This window comes from Nonomuraea insulae (genome assembly GCF_042656245.1).
Genome location: NZ_JBHSPA010000135.1, coordinates 1 through 17,286 on the forward strand (window position 1 = coordinate 1; position 17,286 = coordinate 17,286).

13 protein-coding genes are annotated in these 17,286 nt (G+C 68.4%); 5 read left to right on the forward strand and 8 right to left on the reverse strand.

Annotated elements, in window-relative coordinates; all coding sequences use genetic code 11:
- Both ACFPZ3_RS68085 and ACFPZ3_RS68090 read left to right on the forward strand, forming a co-directional pair.
- On the forward strand, nt 1-2,161 hold a 2,161-nt coding region (locus tag ACFPZ3_RS68085; RefSeq protein WP_379524977.1), incomplete at its 5' end, for a glycosyl hydrolase family 18 protein.
- Nucleotides 2,162-2,416: 255 nt separating this feature from the next.
- The gene (locus ACFPZ3_RS68090; RefSeq protein WP_379524978.1) at nt 2,417-3,232 is read left to right on the forward strand and encodes a glycerophosphodiester phosphodiesterase; all 816 of its coding nucleotides are present in this window, start codon (nt 2,417-2,419) and stop codon (nt 3,230-3,232) included.
- Here the strand turns inward: ACFPZ3_RS68090 and ACFPZ3_RS68095 are convergent.
- Together ACFPZ3_RS68095 and ACFPZ3_RS68100 are read right to left on the reverse strand one after the other, a co-directional pair.
- Nucleotides 3,222-3,752, reverse strand: a complete 531-nt coding sequence (locus ACFPZ3_RS68095) for a hypothetical protein (protein ID WP_379524979.1) — start codon at nt 3,750-3,752, stop codon at nt 3,222-3,224. The genes ACFPZ3_RS68090 and ACFPZ3_RS68095 overlap by 11 nt on opposite strands.
- A gap of 47 nt (nt 3,753-3,799) precedes the next feature.
- Nucleotides 3,800-4,567, reverse strand: coding sequence for a helix-turn-helix domain-containing protein (locus ACFPZ3_RS68100; protein WP_379524980.1), 768 nt, complete (start codon nt 4,565-4,567; stop codon nt 3,800-3,802).
- 87 nt (nt 4,568-4,654) lie between these two features.
- Between ACFPZ3_RS68100 and ACFPZ3_RS68105 the strand changes: the two genes are divergently transcribed.
- Nucleotides 4,655-5,017: a nuclear transport factor 2 family protein gene (locus tag ACFPZ3_RS68105; protein WP_379524981.1), complete on the forward strand. Its 363-nt coding sequence runs from the start codon at nt 4,655-4,657 to the stop codon at nt 5,015-5,017.
- A gap of 43 nt (nt 5,018-5,060) precedes the next feature.
- Here the strand turns inward: ACFPZ3_RS68105 and ACFPZ3_RS68110 are convergent, their stop codons facing one another.
- The 3 genes from ACFPZ3_RS68110 to ACFPZ3_RS68120 all read right to left on the reverse strand — a co-directional run bounded on the left by ACFPZ3_RS68110 (nt 5,061) and on the right by ACFPZ3_RS68120 (nt 10,670).
- The gene (locus tag ACFPZ3_RS68110; RefSeq protein ID WP_379524982.1) at nt 5,061-8,951 is read right to left on the reverse strand and encodes a vitamin B12-dependent ribonucleotide reductase; all 3,891 of its coding nucleotides are present in this window, start codon (nt 8,949-8,951) and stop codon (nt 5,061-5,063) included.
- A complete protein-coding gene (nrdR, locus tag ACFPZ3_RS68115) occupies nt 8,948-9,403 on the reverse strand; it encodes a transcriptional regulator NrdR (protein WP_379524983.1) in 456 nt (151 codons plus the stop codon). Before nrdR ends, ACFPZ3_RS68110 begins: the two co-directional genes overlap by 4 nt.
- A 955-nt stretch (nt 9,404-10,358) precedes the next feature.
- Complete coding sequence (locus ACFPZ3_RS68120; protein WP_379524984.1) at nt 10,359-10,670, reverse strand: LysM peptidoglycan-binding domain-containing protein; 312 nt, start codon at nt 10,668-10,670, stop codon at nt 10,359-10,361.
- Nucleotides 10,671-12,041: 1,371 nt separating this feature from the next.
- Between ACFPZ3_RS68120 and ACFPZ3_RS68125 the strand changes: the two genes are divergently transcribed.
- Together ACFPZ3_RS68125 and lexA are read left to right on the forward strand one after the other, a co-directional pair.
- Nucleotides 12,042-12,251: a hypothetical protein gene (locus ACFPZ3_RS68125; RefSeq protein WP_379524985.1), complete on the forward strand. Its 210-nt coding sequence runs from the start codon at nt 12,042-12,044 to the stop codon at nt 12,249-12,251.
- Between the two features lie 28 nt (nt 12,252-12,279).
- A complete protein-coding gene (gene lexA / locus ACFPZ3_RS68130) occupies nt 12,280-12,987 on the forward strand; it encodes a transcriptional repressor LexA (protein ID WP_379524986.1) in 708 nt (235 codons plus the stop codon).
- A gap of 463 nt (nt 12,988-13,450) precedes the next feature.
- Here lexA and ACFPZ3_RS68135 read toward each other — a convergent pair whose 3' ends face one another.
- The 3 genes from ACFPZ3_RS68135 to ACFPZ3_RS68145 all read right to left on the reverse strand — a co-directional run bounded on the left by ACFPZ3_RS68135 (nt 13,451) and on the right by ACFPZ3_RS68145 (nt 17,271).
- Nucleotides 13,451-14,905 carry a family 43 glycosylhydrolase gene (locus tag ACFPZ3_RS68135; protein ID WP_379524987.1) on the reverse strand — a complete coding sequence of 485 codons (1,455 nt, stop codon included), beginning with the start codon at nt 14,903-14,905 and terminating at the stop codon, nt 13,451-13,453.
- 59 nt (nt 14,906-14,964) lie between these two features.
- Nucleotides 14,965-16,302: a glycoside hydrolase family 43 protein gene (locus ACFPZ3_RS68140; protein ID WP_379524988.1), complete on the reverse strand. Its 1,338-nt coding sequence runs from the start codon at nt 16,300-16,302 to the stop codon at nt 14,965-14,967.
- A gap of 132 nt (nt 16,303-16,434) precedes the next feature.
- A complete protein-coding gene (locus tag ACFPZ3_RS68145; RefSeq protein ID WP_379524989.1) occupies nt 16,435-17,271 on the reverse strand; it encodes a nucleotidyltransferase domain-containing protein in 837 nt (278 codons plus the stop codon).
- Nucleotides 17,272-17,286 lie beyond the last annotated feature (15 nt).

The following is a 17,286-nucleotide window of genomic DNA, read 5'->3' on the forward strand; positions in this document are numbered from 1 at the left end:
GCCGGTCAGCGCCACGTACGAGGTCAGCGGCGGTTCGGCCAAGCTCGTCGTCGCCAACAACGGGACGGCCGCGCTCAACGGCTGGACGATCGTGTTCGACCTGCCTGCCGGGGTCACCGCGAGCAACGCGCAGAACGGCTCGCTGACCCAGAGCGGCCGTACGGTGACGCTGACGCCCGCCCACTACAACACCACCGTGAACGCGGGCGCGACCACCGAGCCGTACAGCCCGTCCTTCACGCTCAGCACCGCGAACGCCGAGCCGACGAGTTGCCGGATCAACGACGTCAACTGCGACGGCTCCCCCGACGCCCCGCCGGGCGCGCCGGGCAAGCTGCGCTCCCCCGCCAGGACCACGAAGACCGTCTCGCTCGCCTGGGACGCGGCCGCTCCCGGCAGCCTCCCCATCATCGGGTACGAGGTCTACAACGGCTCCTCACTCGCCGCCTCCGTGACAGGCACCTCGGCCACCGTGCAGGGTCTGACGCCGTCGACCGAGTACACGTTCACCGTCAAGGCCAAGGACCGCAAGGGCACGTCGTCACCCGCCTCCACGGCACTGAAGGTCACCACCCGCAACCCGGCCGACGACACCCAGCCCCCGACGACGCCGGCCGATGCGCGCAGCACGGCGAAGACCTCCTCCAGCGTCACACTGGCGTGGGCGGCCAGCTCCGACAACTCCGGCATCGCCAACTACGACGTATATATCGGCTCTTCCCTTGCCACGACCGTCACAGGCACCACAGCGGTCGTCTCCGGCCTGTCCCCTTCGACCGAATATTCGTTCACCGTCAAGGCGCGGGACCTGTACGACAACGTCTCGGCCGCCAGCGCCATCGTCAAGGCGACCACGGCGGACATCGTCGAGACCGGCTACGCCCGCGTCGGATATTTCGTGCAATGGGGCATCTACGGCCGCCAGTACTTCGTCCGCAACCTCGACACCACCGGCGCCGCCGCGAAGCTCACCCACATCAACTACGCCTTCGCCAACATCGACCCGCAGAACCTGACCTGCCTGCAGGGTGTCACCAAGGGCACCACGGCCAACCCCCAGGACCCGAACCAGGGCGACGGGGCCGGCGACGCCGAGGCCGACTACAGCCGGCCGTTCAGCGCCGCGCAGTCGGTGGACGGGGTGGCCGACACGGGCTGGGAGAAGCTGCGCGGCAACTACAACCAGCTCAGGAAGCTCAAGGCCAAGCACCCGCACCTCAAGGTGCTGATCTCGCTGGGCGGCTGGACGTACTCCAAGTACTTCTCCGACGTGGCCGCCACGGACGCGGCGCGCAAGAAGTTCGTCTCGTCGTGCATCGACGTCTACATCAAGGGCAACCTGCCCGCCTACAACGCCGCGGGCGGGCCGGGGACGGCGGCGGGCATCTTCGACGGCATCGACCTCGACTGGGAGTGGCCGGGGGCCGAGGGGCACGCGGGCAACCACGTCAGCCCGGCGGACAAGGCGAACAACACGCTGCTGATCGCCGAGTTCCGCCGCCAGCTCGACGCGCTCACGACCACGACGGGCAAGCGTTACCAGCTCACGGCGTTCACCCCGGCCGACCCGGCCAAGATCGCCGCCGGCTGGGATCTTCCCCAGGCCACGAAATATCTGGACATCTTTAATGTTCAGGGGTACGACTTCCACGGCGCCGGCAGCGACAACTCCTGGGAGCCGAACCGTACCGGCCACCAGGGCAATCTCTACCTCGACACCGACAGCCCGTACAACTCGGACTTCAGCGTCGAGAAGGCCGTGGACGTCTACCTCCAGGCCGGGGTGAACCCCCGCAAGATCACCATCGGCCTGGCCTACTACGGCCGCGGCTGGCAGCAGGTCACGGACGGCGGCAAGTACGGCGAGTGGCAACCTGCCGTCGGCGCCGCCCCCGGCCAGTTCCAGGAGGAGGCCGGCACCCGCGGCTACAGCAACCTGCTGGCCATGGTGCCCGGCTGCACGGTCAGGCACGACGAACAGTCGGTGGCCACCTCCTGCTACACCGGCAACGGCGGGCAGTGGTGGACGTTCGACGACGCCTGGTCGATCGGCAAGAAGACGGCCTGGCTACGGGGCAAGGGCCTGCTCGGGGCGATGATCTGGGAGATGTCCGGCGACACCGGCACCCTGACCACCGCACTCGACGCGGGACTGCGCTGACACGGGGCGCTGGGGCGCGCGTTTCGCGCCCCAGCGCCTCCGCCCGGCCCCGGTACGCCCGCCCGCCGCCCCGGACCGCTGACACCTGAACTCATCGGTACGCCCGCCTGCCACCCCGGACAGCTGACACCTGAACTCATCCGCGCGTGTCGAATGCTCATCTGCGCGGCATCGCTGGGTTACTCTTCTCTCAACTTCAGGTCATGAGAGGTTGTCATCGTCGAGTCGTTGTCTCTCCCCCGCTGAGGAGACCCATTGTTCAGGCGACTCGCCGTCATCGTAGCGACCTCCCTCACCTTCCTATCCACCCCCGCCCACGCCGACACCATCACCATCGTCGCCCACCGGGGCGCCTCCGCGTACGCCCCGGAGAACACGATCGCCGCCTTCGAGCTGGCCGCCTCGCAAGGGGCCGACATGTTCGAGCTCGACGTCCAGGAGACCAAGGACCACCAGCTGGTCCTGATGCACGACACGACCCTGGCCCGGACGACCGACGCCGAGCAGGTCTTCCCGACCCTGTCCCCATGGAACGTCCGCGATCTGACGCTCTCCCAGATCCGCAAGCTGGACGCCGGCTCGTGGCGGTCCGGCGAGTACAAGGGTGAGCCCGTGCCCACCCTCGACGAGACGCTGAGCGCGATGAGCGGATCGGAGCTGGGCCTGCTGCTGGAGGTCAAGGATCCGGCGCTCTACCCCGGCATCGAGTCCCGGATCGCCGGTGAACTGCGGCGTCACTCCTCCTGGCTCGCTCCTGGGCGGGTGGTGGTGCAGTCGTTCGACTGGGGTTCGATGCGGAGGTTCGACCGGGTGCTGCCGCAGGTGCCGATCGGGCTGCTCGGCACGCCGACGACCGCCGAACTGCCCGGGCTGGCGAAGTTCGCCGACCAGGTCAATCCGCCGTACACCACGCTCACGGCCGCGTACGTACAGCGCGCGCACTCCCTCGGCATGAACGTGTTCGCCTGGACCGTGGACGACCCGGACGCCATGCTCCGCATGCTCACCTACCGGGTGGACGGCATCATCACCAACAAACCCGACGTCCTACGCGACGTGCTCAGCACGTGAGGCCGGCACGGCCCGCTCGGTGCGGGTCGCGCGCGCGTACGGCCCGATCCCACGCCCTGAGCAACGCCAGCCAGAACACCAGCGCATATCCGGCGAACAACCCCAGCATCGACACCACCAGGGCCTGCTCGGGCAGCCCGGTCGCGACCCACGTGTAGTCGATCACCGCCACATAGTCCCGCTCGGCCCAGTGCCACACCACGTACACGATGAGCTGCAACAACGGGCTCACCACGAACGCGGTCCCGGCGAGCGTCGCCAGCGTCCGCGCCGGCCCGCGCCCGGCCGCCAGCAGCCCGATGGCCACCCACGCCACCACCTGCGTGACGAGGACCCCGGACACGGCCACCAGCACGTTGCTCCAGGGGTCCTGCGTGTTCCTGTTGTAGTCGATGCAGCAGTCCAGCCCGACGATCATCTCCTTGTTCCCGAGCAGCCAGGCGACCACCACCATCCCCAGCCTGTGCACCCCGTACAGCAACGCCCCGAACACCACGGCCTGAACCGCGACTCGCCTCATGTTCCGGAGCATGACCGACCCGGCCCGCCCGATCCACGCCCTGTCCGCTACTGGACAAGGCTCCGGAAGTGCCGGGCGGTCTCGTCGTCAGCAGGGAAGTACGCCTCCACCGCGATCTCCTCCAGCGTGACGTCGAAGGCCGCGCCGAACGTCGTGATCGTGTTGAACAGGCACAACTCCCGCCCCCGGTGATGGAGCCGGATGGGCAGGACGATGTCGGTCGGCTCCGCCGCCACCGGTTCCCCCTCGCCCCCGTACCCCTGCAACTCCTCCAGCAGCGCGCTCAACCGCGGATCTCCGGTCCGCGCGACCTGCCTGGCCAGCCGCGGCAGCAGGAACCCGCGCACCTGCGGCAGATTCCGCAACCGCGGCGCGAACCCGCCGGGATGCAGCCCCAGCCGCATCATGTTGACCGGCGGCTCCAGCAGCACCGGATCCACGCCGTCCAGGAAGACCTCGAACGCCGGGTTCGCGAGCAGCAGATTCCACCGGTTGTCGACCGCCAGCGCGGGGAACGGCTCATGCGCCCGCAACACCTGCTCCAGCGCCGCCCGCGCCTTGTCCAGGTCGGGGTCGTCCAGCGGCCGCTCCCTGTAGACGGGCGCGTGCCCGGCCGCGACGAGCAGCCGGTTCCGCTCACGCAGCGGCACACCGAGATGCTCGGCCAGGTGCACGACCATCGAACTGCTCGGAACCGTCCGGCCCGTCTCCACGAAACTGATGTGGCGGGTGGACACCTCCGCCTGAATGGCCAGGTCGAGCTGGCTCAGCCCCCGACGGCGCCGCCACTCGCGCAGCAGCTCACCAACTCCCATCCCGCCGTTCTAGCCCATCCCGCCCGGCCGCCGCCATTACATCCCGTGTAATGGACAGCCCAGGACGCCCCCTGCGACGGTTCCCCCATGACGAGCAACAAGGACATCATCCTCACCGGATTCCGGGAGTTCGCCTCGGGGAACGTCGACATCCTGCGTACGCTCCTGCGCGAGGACTTCATCGAGCACAGCCCTGGCAACCCCTCGGGGCGGGACACCTGGATCGAGTTCACCAGGAACGCCCCCGTGGCCGCCTCCCGCCTGGAACTCAAGCGAGCCATCGCCGACGGCGACCACGTGGTGCTGCACTACCTCATGATCCCGCCGGACGGCGGGCGCGGAACGGCGGTCGTGGACATCTGGCGGCTGGTGGACGGCCAGGTCGCCGAGCACTGGGACGTCGTGCAACCCGTTCCCGAGCCCGCAGAAACCCCGAACGGCATGTTCTGAGCGACGGGGCCGGTCTCCCGGCCCCGTCACCTCTTGCGGAACCTCAGCTGCAACCGCTGGTCGAGCCGCACCCCTCGCAGACGTAGCAACTGCCGGCGGGGCGCATCTTCGTACCGCAGGTCATGCACAGCGGCGCGTCGGCCGTGAAGCGCTGGTGGCTCTCCAGCGTCAGCTCCGCCTTGCCCGACTGCTCCTTCGGCTGGGCGGGCTCGATGGGCGCCGACTGCGCCAGCGCCTCCCGGTCCACCGTCTCCTGCAGCGCCGCCGGGTCCTCGCCGCGCTGCTGCGCGGTCCGCTCGGCCGCCGAGAAGATGCCCAGCGCCGCCCGCTCGTCGTAGGGCAGGTGGTCCAGGGCCAGGCGGCGGAAGATGTAGTCCATCACCGACGTGGCCATCCGGATGTCCGGGTCGTCCGTCATCCCAGCCGGCTCGAACCGCATGTTGACGAACTTGCTCATGTACGTCTCCAGCGGCACGCCGTACTGGAGCCCGATGGAGATCGCCACCGAGAACGCGTCCATGACGCCCGCCAGGGTCGAACCCTGCTTGGACATCTTGAGGAAGACCTCGCCGAGCCCGTCGTCAGGGTAGGACGAAGCGGTCATGTAGCCCTTGGCCCCGCCCACCGTGAAGCGGGTGGTCATGCTCGGCCGCTGGTTCGGCATGCGCCGCCGGGTCGGCCGGTTGACCTCGATGACCTTGACCTCGGGCTCCTTGGGCTCCTCGCTCTTGGAGGCGTCCTTCTTGGAGCCGTCGCCCACCGACAGCGGCTGGCCCACCTTGCAGTTGTCGCGGTAGACCGCCAGCGCCTTGAGGCCGAGCTTCCAGCCCTCCAGGTAGACCTGCTCGATGTCGTCGATCGTGGCCGACTCGGGCAGGTTGACCGTCTTGGAGATGGCCCCGGACAGGAACGGCTGCGTGGCCGCCATCATCCGCACGTGCCCCATCGGCGCGATCGCCCGCTCGCCCATCGCGCAGTCGAACACCTCGTAGTGCTCCTGACGCAGGCCGGGGGCGTCGACGATGTGGCCGTGCTCGGCGATGTACTCGACGATGGCCTCGACCTGCTCCTGCTGGTAGCCGAGCTGCTTGAGCGCCCGCGGGATCGTCTGGTTGACGATCTGCATGGAGCCGCCGCCGACGAGCTTCTTGAACTTGACCAGCGCCAGGTCCGGCTCGATGCCGGTCGTGTCGCAGTCCATCATGAGCCCGATCGTCCCGGTGGGCGCGAGCAGGCTGGCCTGGGCGTTGCGGTAGCCGTTCTTCTCGCCCAGCTTCAGGCACTCCGACCACTGACGCGACGCCTCGGTGTGGATCTTCACGTCCATCGACCCGGCCGTGCGCAGGTCGTCGTTCGCCGCGGCGTGCTTGCGCATGACCCGCTTGTGCGGCTCCGCGTTCCTCGCATACCCGTCGTACGGCCCCACGACCCCGGCCAGCTCGGCGCTGCGCCGGTAGGACACACCGGTCATCAGCGACGTGATCGCTCCGGCCACCGCCCGGCCGCCCTCGGAGTCGTAGGCGTGACCCGTCGCCATGAGCAGCGCGCCCAGGTTGGCGTAGCCGATGCCGAGCTGCCGGTAGGCCCGCGTCGTCTCACCGATCTTCTCCGTCGGGAAGTCGGCGAACGTGATCGAGATGTCCATCGCGGTGATGATCAGCTCGGTCAGCTTGACGAAGTCGGCGACGTTGAAGGTGTTGTCGTCCTTGAGGAACTTCAGCAGGTTGATGCTGGCCAGGTTGCAGGACGAGTTGTCCAGATGGACGTATTCACTGCACGGGTTGCTCGCAGTGATCCGCCCGGTCTCCGGGGTGGTGTGCCAGTCGTTGATCGTGTCGTCGTACTGCACGCCGGGGTCCGCGCACTCCCACGCGGCCTTGGCCATCTTGCGGAACAGGCCCTTCGCTTCCACCTTCTCGATGACCTCACCGGTCAGGCGGGCTCGCAGGCCGAACTCCTCGCCCTTCTCCACCGCGCGCATGAACTCCTCGGAGACGCGCACGGAGTTGTTGGCGTTCTGGTACTGGACGCTGACGATGTCCTTGCCGCCCAGGTCCATGTCGTAGCCGGCGTCCCGCAGCGCGCGGATCTTGTCCTCCTCGCGCGCCTTGGTCTCGATGAACTCCTCGATGTCGGGGTGGTCGACGTCGAGCACGACCATCTTGGCCGCCCGCCGCGTGGCGCCACCGGACTTGATCGTCCCCGCGGACGCGTCGGCGCCCCGCATGAACGACACCGGCCCGCTGGCCGTGCCACCGCTGCTCAGCAACTCCTTGGAGGAACGGATCCTGGACAGGTTCACACCCGAGCCGGAGCCGCCCTTGAAGATCACGCCCTCTTCCTTGTACCACTCCAGGATCGACTCCATCTCGTCGTCCACGGAGAGGATGAAGCAGTTGTGAACCCGGAGGTTGCCCGAGAGGTATTCGCCGCTCTCGGTCTGGATGTCGTAGACCTCCATGGGACCGAGGTCCTCGATCCGGTCGATCTCAAGACGCTTGGTGGACCGCGTCGGATGACCCGGCTTGTCGAAGCCTCGCTCAAGCTTCCCGGCCTTGACGGGGTCGATGAAGCCGATCTCGTCGGCGAACGCGCGCCGGTCTCCGGCGGACTGGATCCGCAACGTCCAGCAGCCCTTGCGGTCCTCGCGCGCGTCCTTCTTGAACCCCACCCGCGCGTAGATGCCGAAGCGCAGGAGCAGTCGTTGCATGCCGCGGATCAGGTTCTCCGAGATCATGTCGACCTCGACGATCGTGGACTTGTCCCTGTCCGCGACGAACCCCTCGGCTTGGAAGACGCTCCGCAGATATGCGGCGACCGTCGGAAGCGGCGCGGTGAAGAGTTGCGCGGGCACCTCCATCTCCGTGCCACGCCGGCGAAGGTCCCACTTGTCCACGAAGCTCTCGAGGACCTTGCCGTACAGCCTGGTGCGACGGCAGTCGAGCGAGGTGTCCTGCGTCTCGACCGCGCTCTCCTTGCGGTGCACCTCGGGGAAGACGCTGTCGAGCGCCTTCGTCACCCATGCCAGCTCGGCGGGGGTCACGGTCATCGCCTCGATGGTGAGCGACTTGTTCGTGCCGTCGTACTGGCCGACGAATCCGTCCGACTGCAGCCAGCCGGCGAGCGCCGCCTCGGACACCTCGGCGAAGTCGATCTCGCCCTCGCCGAACGCCTCGCGCCGATGCCACTCGAGTTGGTCCCCAGACCGCAGCGTGCCTGCCTCGACGAAGTGCCCCGTGCCGTCACCGGTGGCCTTCCACACCAGGTGATCGGCGGTGACGTCGAGGGTGTAACCCGCCTTGGTGTGCAGACGCAGAACGTCCTTCACCCCGTTGGCCTTCGTGGCGAGGACACGCGTGAGCCCATGAGCGTCATAGACCTTCGCGCCCACAGCGTCGTCCTCGACCAGCTTCCCGATCGGAACAAGCCCGCCGGGGGTGCTGACCAGCGCGTCATACGGCTGGCAGGCGCTCACTTGCTGAGGTGACTGGGTGCCGACGTTGAACCAGACCGGCGAGTTGAACGCGAACACCTGGTGCGCCAGCGCGTGCTTCAACTCGTGGTCGAAGATCTCGGCGTCCTCGTCACTGGCGAAGTAGCCGTGCTCGATGCCCGTCTTCGTGTAGACCCCGACGACCCGGTCGATCAGCTCCTTGAGGCTCCACTCGCGCTGCGGCGTGCCCACCGCGCCGCGGAAGTATTTGGTCGTCACGATGTTGGCCGCGTTGATCGACCAGAACACGGGGAACTCGACACCCCGCTGCTCGAAGTTGACCGACCCGTCGCGCCAGTTCGTCATGACGACGTCGCGACGCTCCCACTGGATCTCGTCATACGGGTGCACGCCAGGCTTGGTGAAGATCCGCTTCATCTTCAGTCCCTTGCGCGGACGCTTGCCTCCACGCGCCACCGAACCGCTGGCCGTCTCCGTCATGACTCCCCCTTCTCCGCCTTCAACTGTGTGATCTCGGCCTCGAAGTCCGCCAGGCTCTCGAAACCGCGATATACCGATGCGAACCGCAGGTAGGCCACCTCGTCGAGCTCTCGCAACGGGCCGAGGATGGCCAGGCCGACCTCGTTGGACGGGAGCTCTGCCGCGCCCTTCGCCCTGATCGCCTCCTCCACCTGCTGCCCGAGCTGCGCCAGCGAGTCCTCGCTGACCGGCCTGCCCTGGCACGCCCGCCGCACGCCCGCGACGACCTTGTCCCGCGAGAACGGTTCCGTGACTCCGCTGCGCTTGCTCACCATCAGCAGTACGGTCTCCTGCGTGGTGAACCTGCGCCCGCACTCGGGACAGGTGCGACGCCGCCTGATGGCCGCGCCGTCTTCCGTGGAGCGGCTGTCGATGACCCTGGTGTCAGGGTGGCGACAGAACGGACAGTGCACGCTTTCGCCTCCAAGACCTGCGGCCACCACACGCGCCCAACCGCCCGTCGTGACGGGACGCTCGCGCACACTCCACAGATCTCCATGGAGCGGTCGCAGAAACACAAGGTGTGGTGAACTACATCGGTGTAACTACTAGATGTTGTGGTCCAACCGTAGAAGCGTGCGACCATGAACGCAAGTTGGGCGGGCCCATCCTGACGAAGTCGCTGATCAGCCCGCCGTCCCCATCAGCCCCGGGCGTGTCGCCCGGTCCCACGTGATCTTCTCGCAGGTGGAGACGTCACATCGGGTACGCGAGGCCCCTATGGCGAACAAACCTCACAAAGGTACCGGAGCCCACACACCCCACTCGCACCCCTCCCATCAGCTCTCATGCACACCGCGCGCCCAGGACTCGTTCCCATACCCTCCGGCCAGTCCCCGACCGCCAACCTGGAGGGTTTCATCGTCAGCCAAAGACGCCCCTTGAGCCCACTCCCAGAGAGTCCTCTGCCCGCCCACAGCCCTTCGCCCGAACGGCCTTCCCACTTGCTTCCAGAGGCCGTCGCCCTCAGCGGAACATCTTGCCGCGCGCCCAGCGCACCCGCCTGCACGCTGCCATTCGCCGGATCCCAGGCCACCCGCTTGCACGCTGTCATTCGCCGGATCCCAGGCCACCCGCCAAGGCTCTTGCCAGCGCCCTCGCCGTACCCTCGCCGTACCCCCGCCAAGGCTCTTGTCGGCACCCCCGCGCAAGGCACGTGCTGCACCTTCGCGAACGCTCTTGTCGGCACCCCGCCAAGGCTCTTGCCGCGTTCTTGCCCAGGCTGTTGCAAGCGGCCCTCACCAAGGCTCTTGCCGCGCCCCGACGAGGCACGTCCCCTCAACTTCTAGGGACGGTTGCCCGAAGCCCGGCAAGACAGCCTTTCATCGAGGGCCACGGCATGACAGCAGCGCCTCTGTGATGCGGCGATCAGCGTAAGGCGGCGGTGTCCCCCGGCACGTAGAGGCGGGTATCGGGCCGGATGAGGGAGTCGGGCAGGCCGTTCAGCCGCTTGATCTCCTCCACCAGAACTCCCGGGTCATCACCCTCGGACAGCACGTCGGCGATCTCCCACAACGTGTCACCCTCGTGAACCTCGACCCACGGCAGACCGGCATGGCTCGGCACCACGACCTTCACCGCCGCGTGCCCGACCGCCCGCGTACCCAGCCAGAACCCACCCAGCGACAGCAACGCCACGACCACCACCAGCACGATCCGCCCTCGCCGGGTCAACCGCACGGGAGTCCCGCCCCGCCGCACCGAAGAGCCACCCTGCCGCACAGAAGCACCAGGAGCACCAGCCCGCCGCACCGAAGACCCGCCCCTCCGCGCGGAAGAACCACCCCTGCGCATGAAACCACCGGCCCGCCGCCCGGAAGCACCATCTCTCCGCACGAGAGCACTGTCTCTCCGTGCGACAACACCGGCTTGCCGCCCGGATGCACCGTCCCTCTGCGCCAAAGCCCCTGCCCCTTGCGCGGGCGCAGCACGCCGCCACAGGGGGAAGCGGCTTCGCCGCGTGGACGCACCTGTCCACCGTTCGGCAGAACCGGCCCGCCTTGCGGAAGCGCTGTCCCGCTGCGCGAAAGCACCTTCCCCTTGCGGGGGAGCACCTGTCTCTTGCGGGGAAGCAGCGCGCCGCCACAGAGGGAAGCCACCTCGCCGCGTGGACGCACCTGTCCGCCGTTCGGCAGAACCGGCCCGCCGTGCGGAAGGAGCGATAACGGCCCGCCACCGAGCACCGATCTTGCGCCGCCCGCCCATAGCCGGCGATCGCCCCGCCATTGGGGACGATGGTCGCCTCCCCGTAGCCGACTGGTGGGCCGCAGCAGATGACTTGCTCCCGGCAGCCGATGCGCCGAGCCTGGCAGTCGCCGGTCGTCCCGGAGGTTCCGCCGCAGTTCCCGGCTGCCCCGGAACCGAGGGGATGCCTCTGGCTGTCCCGGAACCCGAGAGGAAGCCTCTAGCCCTGGTACCCGAGGGGAAGCCCCCTTCCGTCCTGGAACCCGAGGGGAAGCCCCTTTCTGTCCCGGAACCCGAGGAGAGGTACCGGGACGTCCCGAAACCCAAGGGGGAGCCCCGAGCCGTTCCGGACTCTCCTTGGCGGTCGCCGATCGCCCTGAAATCGCCGCAGGCCCTGAAATCGCCGCAGGCCCTGGAGCCGCCGCAGGCCCTGGAGCCGCCGCAGTGCTTCCCGGAGCAGCGTCCGGGCGGGCCGCCGTGGCATCACCCGGGTGGACCGGAGTTGCGGCGGGCGCCGGTGGGTGTGGTCTCTCTCTTCTTCCCCTGTCCCTCGGCTCGGTTCTGCGGCCCGTCACGGTGTCGTCGCCGTCCACCGAAGCGCCGCCCCCCTTCCCCCTACGCGGATTGCCCCTTCCCGGTGGCATGGTGTTGTCGGTGTCGCCGTCTGCGCGTGGTGGCGGGACGAGACGCAAATGGGATCTTCCCCCACTACTCGAACGGGGCCCCAACCTCTTGCCGGAATTCCCTCGGATCCCGGCGCCCGTCCGCGTATTGTCTCCCCGTCGTTCCTTACTCTGCGTGGCATCGGCGATCAGTGTGAGTCGCTTGGCATCTTCGCTGGTCATGTCCGTATTTGTGGGTGTTCGCATGGATGACCTCCTGCCGTGTGGCCCGAGGAAAGGCCAAATAAAGATCAGCGAATCGAACACGGTGTCGATCGAACTCCCGTACGATGTTCTACACCACACCGGCGATAATTTCGAGGAAGACTCGAACAATTGTTTGAAGATGATCTTCATCCGAGATACCGTCGCTGTGTGCGACATCAAGACCACGGACCGGGAGGTTCGCCGGTGAGGCGGGCCGCCAGGCGAGGAGGAAGAGCATGACCGAGCGGGATGACGCAAACGGGGTCAGCGACCTCGCGGTGCGCCGGCGAGACTCCCTGGGGTTGACCCCCAGGCAGCGCAAGATCCTTGAAGTGATCCGCGACTCGGTGCAACAGCGCGGATATCCGCCCTCCATGCGTGAGATCGGCGAGGCGGTCCAGCTGACCAGCACGTCCAGCGTGTCGCATCAGCTCACGGCGCTGCAGCGCAAGGGCTACCTGCGGCGCGACCCGCACCGGCCGCGCGCGCTCGAGGTGCGCCTCCCGGGCGAGCCCGTGCTGTGGGTCGACCCCGACTCGGCCAACGATGAGCCGGCCATCAACCGGCCCACTGCCGCTTATGTCCCGCTTGTGGGTCGTATCGCCGCCGGTGGCCCGATCCTGGCCGAGGAGAGCGTCGAAGACGTCTTCGCGCTGCCCAAGCAGCTCGTCGGCGAGGGCACGCTGTTCCTCCTGCAGGTCGCCGGTGACTCGATGATCGAGGCGGCCATCGCCGACGGTGACTGGGTGGTCGTGCGCCAGCAGCCCGTGGCGGAGAGCGGCGACATCGTGGCCGCCATGATCGAGGGCGAGGCCACGGTCAAGACCTTCAAGCGCAAGGATGGCCACGTCTGGCTCGTCCCTCACAACCCCAACTACGAGCCGATCCCGGGCGACGAGGCCAGCGTCCTGGGCAAGGTCGTAGCGGTCCTGCGTCGGTTGTAGCAACCAACCGTCGGTCCTGTCCCTGGCTTGGGCTTGGGTACGCGCTTAGCGATCCCCTGCGCCGCCAGGTCGTGGCCGACGGTTCCCTGCGAGGACATGGTCGGTCCTACGAAACGCTGTAGTGGTCTTGGTCAAGGTCGTATGTTGTGGCGACCCCGGGCAGGTCGTAACCGTCCCGCCCGGGGTCGTTGCCGTCCAACCCGGGCCGTAGCCGTCCGGCTCGGGGTGTTGCCGTCCGGCTCATGGCGGAGATGTCCTGCTCGGGGTCGCAGCCGTCCCGGGCGTAGCAAGGGGATGGCGTCGGCCGTGGGGTCGCACGCGAATAGGGCGCAGGAAGTCGTGGCTGGGCTCGTGAATGAGGTCTCCGTGCTGGTCAAGGTCGCCATGGTCCCGAGCGGGGCGCGCCGGAGCTCATGCCTCCCGGCCGAATACCCGCCGCACCCCTGAGATGTCGAGTGCCGTCTCACTCCAGGATGAAGCTCGCACTCCCCCGGAACCCGCTGGTCCCATCGTTCTGCTCCACCCACACCTGCCCCGCTCGATGCCGCACGAAGTATCCGGGGAAGTTCGCGGACTCCAGCGACACCGTCCCGCTCCCGGCCAGTCCGCTCCTCCGTACGAAACTGGCGTCCGTGTCGAACAGTCCGGACCCGTCCCGCTGCTGCACCCAGGCCTCGAAGTTGCGATGCCGCAGGTAGTACCCGGGGTAGTTGGTCGACTCCAGGGAAACGGTGCCGGAACCGGTCAACCCGGGAACGAGCCGGAACTGCGAGTCCGCCAGCGGGGTCACGTTGGCCTCCAGGCGCGCCCGGAAATTCCAGTGCCGTACCGCCGCCCCGGGCGTGTCGTACGACAGCAGCCGCACCGGCGTGAGCCCGTCGGGCACCGGGATGCCGAAGTCGGGGGTGCCATCGGCTCGCCAGTGCACCTTTTGTACGCGGGTTCGGCGGTTCGGGTCGTTCAGGGGGTCACCGGAGATGTCGCGGTAGCTGCGGTCGTGGTAGACGAGGATGTCGCTCTGCCCGTCCTCCGAGGTCGTGAAGGAGTTGTGCCCGGGTCCGTACTGGCTGGTCGCGGCGCTGGTGACGAAGACCGGGTTCGGGCTCTTCGTCCACGATGACGCCTGCGACGGGTCGGCGGAAGCGGCGGCGGTCAGCAGGCCGAGGCAGTAGTTGGCGTCCGTGGCGCTGGCCGAGTACGTCAGGAAGAGCCGCCCGTTGCGCTGCAGCACCGAGGGGCCCTCGGCGACCTTGTAGCCACGTGTCTCCCAGGCCAGTGCGGGCACCGTCAGCCGGGTCGTCGTGCCGGTGATCGTCCACGGGTTGGCGCCCATCCGGGCGATGTACAGGTTGGAGTTGGTCGCGATGCCCGGCTCCTGCTGGGCCCAGAGCAGGTAGCGCACGCCGTTCGCGACGAACGTGCTGGCGTCCAGGGAGAAGGTGTCCCAGGGCGTGGTGATGCGGCCGCGCTCGGTCCAGGCGCCGGTCAGGGGGTTGGCGCTGGAACTCTCCAGTACGTACATGCGGATGCGCCACACGTCGTCGGCCCGCCCGGCGGCGAAGTAGACGTACCACTTGCCATTGATGAAGTGGATCTCCGGCGCCCAGATGTGGGCGCCCATCTCGCCGGTGGCGTGCTTGCGCCAGATGACGCTCTCAGGGGCGGTCGCCAGGCCCTGGATGGTGGTCGCCCGGCGCAGCACGATGCGGTCGTACTCGGGGGCGGTCGCGGTGAAGTAGTAGTAGCCGTCGGTGTGGCGGAAGATGTGCGGGTCGGCGCGCTGGGCGGCCAGCGGGTTGGTGTACTGCACCGCCGGGGAGGCGTGCGCGGCCCCCGGCCAGAGCAGGTGGACGGTCACGGTGAGCAGCGTGACCAGGACGGTGAGGACCGCCGTCCGACGGAGTGGGCGTACGAGCATGAACGTCCTTCCCAGAGGCTGGTGCGCGGGGTCCGAACGCCTTCAGAACGTCCTCTGGATCACGCCAGCGGCGAGGTGACCGTGTACGAGGCGTCCGAGGCGAACACCGATCCCGACTCCCGCAGGTCCATCCGCAGCTCGTAGTTGTAGTGCCGCAGGTAGCGCCCTGGCAGGTTGTACGACTCCAGCGAGATCGTCCCCCCGCCCGCCAGCCCGGCCCGCCCGCAGAACGTGGCGTCGCTCTTGAAGATCGCCGAGCCGTCGTCGGCCTGCAGGGTCAGCCGCAGGTTGTAGTGCCGCAGGTAGGAGTTGCCCGAGCGGAAGGAGTAGCAGCCGGAGTTGGCCAGGCCGGCGGTGACGGTGAACGTGGCGGACTGGCGGTCGGCGAGCGGGCTGGAGGCCGACAGAGGTTCGACGTAGGCCAGACCGCTGCGGTGGCGTACGTACCGGTCGGGGAAGTTCGCCGAGCGCAGCGACCGGTTGCCGGTGGGCAGCGCGGTCGTGTCGCCGGAGTCCTCGCGCAGCACGGTGAAGTGCCTGGCTGTGCCGGACAGACCGGACAACTCGACCTTGGCCCCGAACGACGACAGGTTGGAGCTGTCGGTGTAGTAGTAGCGCCCGCCGGTGTAGTTGTCGAAGTAGAGCCGCCACCGGCCGTCGGGCAGCCGCGTCAGCGCCGGCCCTTCGAGCCCGGACCCCCAGCCCGCCCAGTTCCCGGTGCCGGCGAACGTCCACGGCCCGGTGAGCGAGGTGGCGGTGGCGTGCTCGATGTACTTGGTCGTCTCGTTCTTGAGGAAGTTGTGGTAGGTCGAGCCGACCTTGACCACGAAGCTGTCGATGTAGTTCGCCGGGATCCCGAGGGCCGCGGGGGCGCTCCAGGCCGACAGCGCGCTGTTGGTCGCGGTGATCCGGTACGGCCTGAACTGTCCCGCCGTTCCCGCCGTGGACGCGGAGTAGATCACGTGGACGCTGCCGTCGGAGTCCTTGAACCACTCCGGCGCCCAGGTGCTGCCGGTGGCCCCGTTCAGCCCGACGGTCACATTGCGGAGGAACGTCCAGGTCACGGCGTCGGCGCTGCGGGCGAAGCCGATGGTGTCGCCGGTCCAGTTCGTGGTGTAGACGAGGTAGTAGTAGCCGTCGGTGTGCCGGATCACGCTCGGGTCGCGGATCAGCCCGGACGGCGGTGTGTAGGCGTTGGCCCGGATGAGAGTGAATGCGGTGGCGTTGGCCGAGTCGTACACGTACATGTTGGACTGACTGGCGTTGGTGAAGGCCGTCATCAGGTAGTGCGGCGCGGGGCCGGCGGCGTGCGCGGCCGTGGCGGGCGCCATCAGGGCGGCCGCGATGGCGATGAGCAGCGCCGCGCATAACCTCGAAACGCTCGAACGTGTACGCATCCAGCGACCCTCCGGCGTGTTAGCGTTAACAGTTCACCGCGCCCGAAAGAGGAACGGTGAGAGCGTTCGTACCCCGGCGAGGAACGGCCCGTCAATCCCCGGTTGCCGCGTTTGCAGCCTGCGTGCAGCGATTCAGCCGTGCAGGGCGTGCCCCGCCGTGATCGCCTGGTCGGCGAAGTCGAGCACGTCCCGCTTGCGCTCGAACGGCGAGCCGTACAACGAGCGTCGTGGCGTACCGAAGTGGTCGCCGAGTCCCGACACGGCGCTCGCCAGCGTCGGCAGGGCGGCGTCCTCCTCGCGCAGCCGCAGCGCCTCGTTCACCACGCGATGCCAGCGCTCGGGGAAGGTCACCAGCGCGTGCCGCCCCGCCCCCGTCTTGGAGGTGATCTCGCCGGTCGCCAGCGTGTAGTGCAGCCGCGCGACACCGGTGACCACCCACACCGCACCGTAGCCGCCCAGGCACGTCAGCCCCCAAGGGGAGGCCAGGTTCGAGGCGCGGGTGACCAGACGGCGCCAGTAGCCGTCGAGGTTACGATCGGTCCAGGCGGCCAGGACACTGGGATCGTTCCAGATCTCCAGCTCCTCCGGTTTGGGTCCGCGGCAGGTCAGGCCGTGGCGGGCGAGGGTGTGCCAGGTGACCGGGTTGACCGCGCCGTGCCGGTTGAGCCGCCCGGCGCGCGCATGGGGGCGCTCGCCCAACTCGGCGGGGTCGCGGCCGAGGTCGTCCCAGGTGAGGTAGACGCCCTCGAAGGGGTGGGCGCCGAGTTTGGTGTGGATACGTTCGAGCACCCCGGCCGCCGGGGGCCTGGCGGTCACCGCCACGAAGTCGACGTCGCTCGTGCCGGGACGGTAGTCGCCCAGCGCCGCGGAACCCTCCAGGTAGAGCCCCTCCACCAGTCCGGGGGCCTCCGCGTCGGCCAAGGAGAGGTACGTCTCGACAATCGCGTCGATCTTCGGATGGGGCGTCATGGCCGCCCAGCCTGC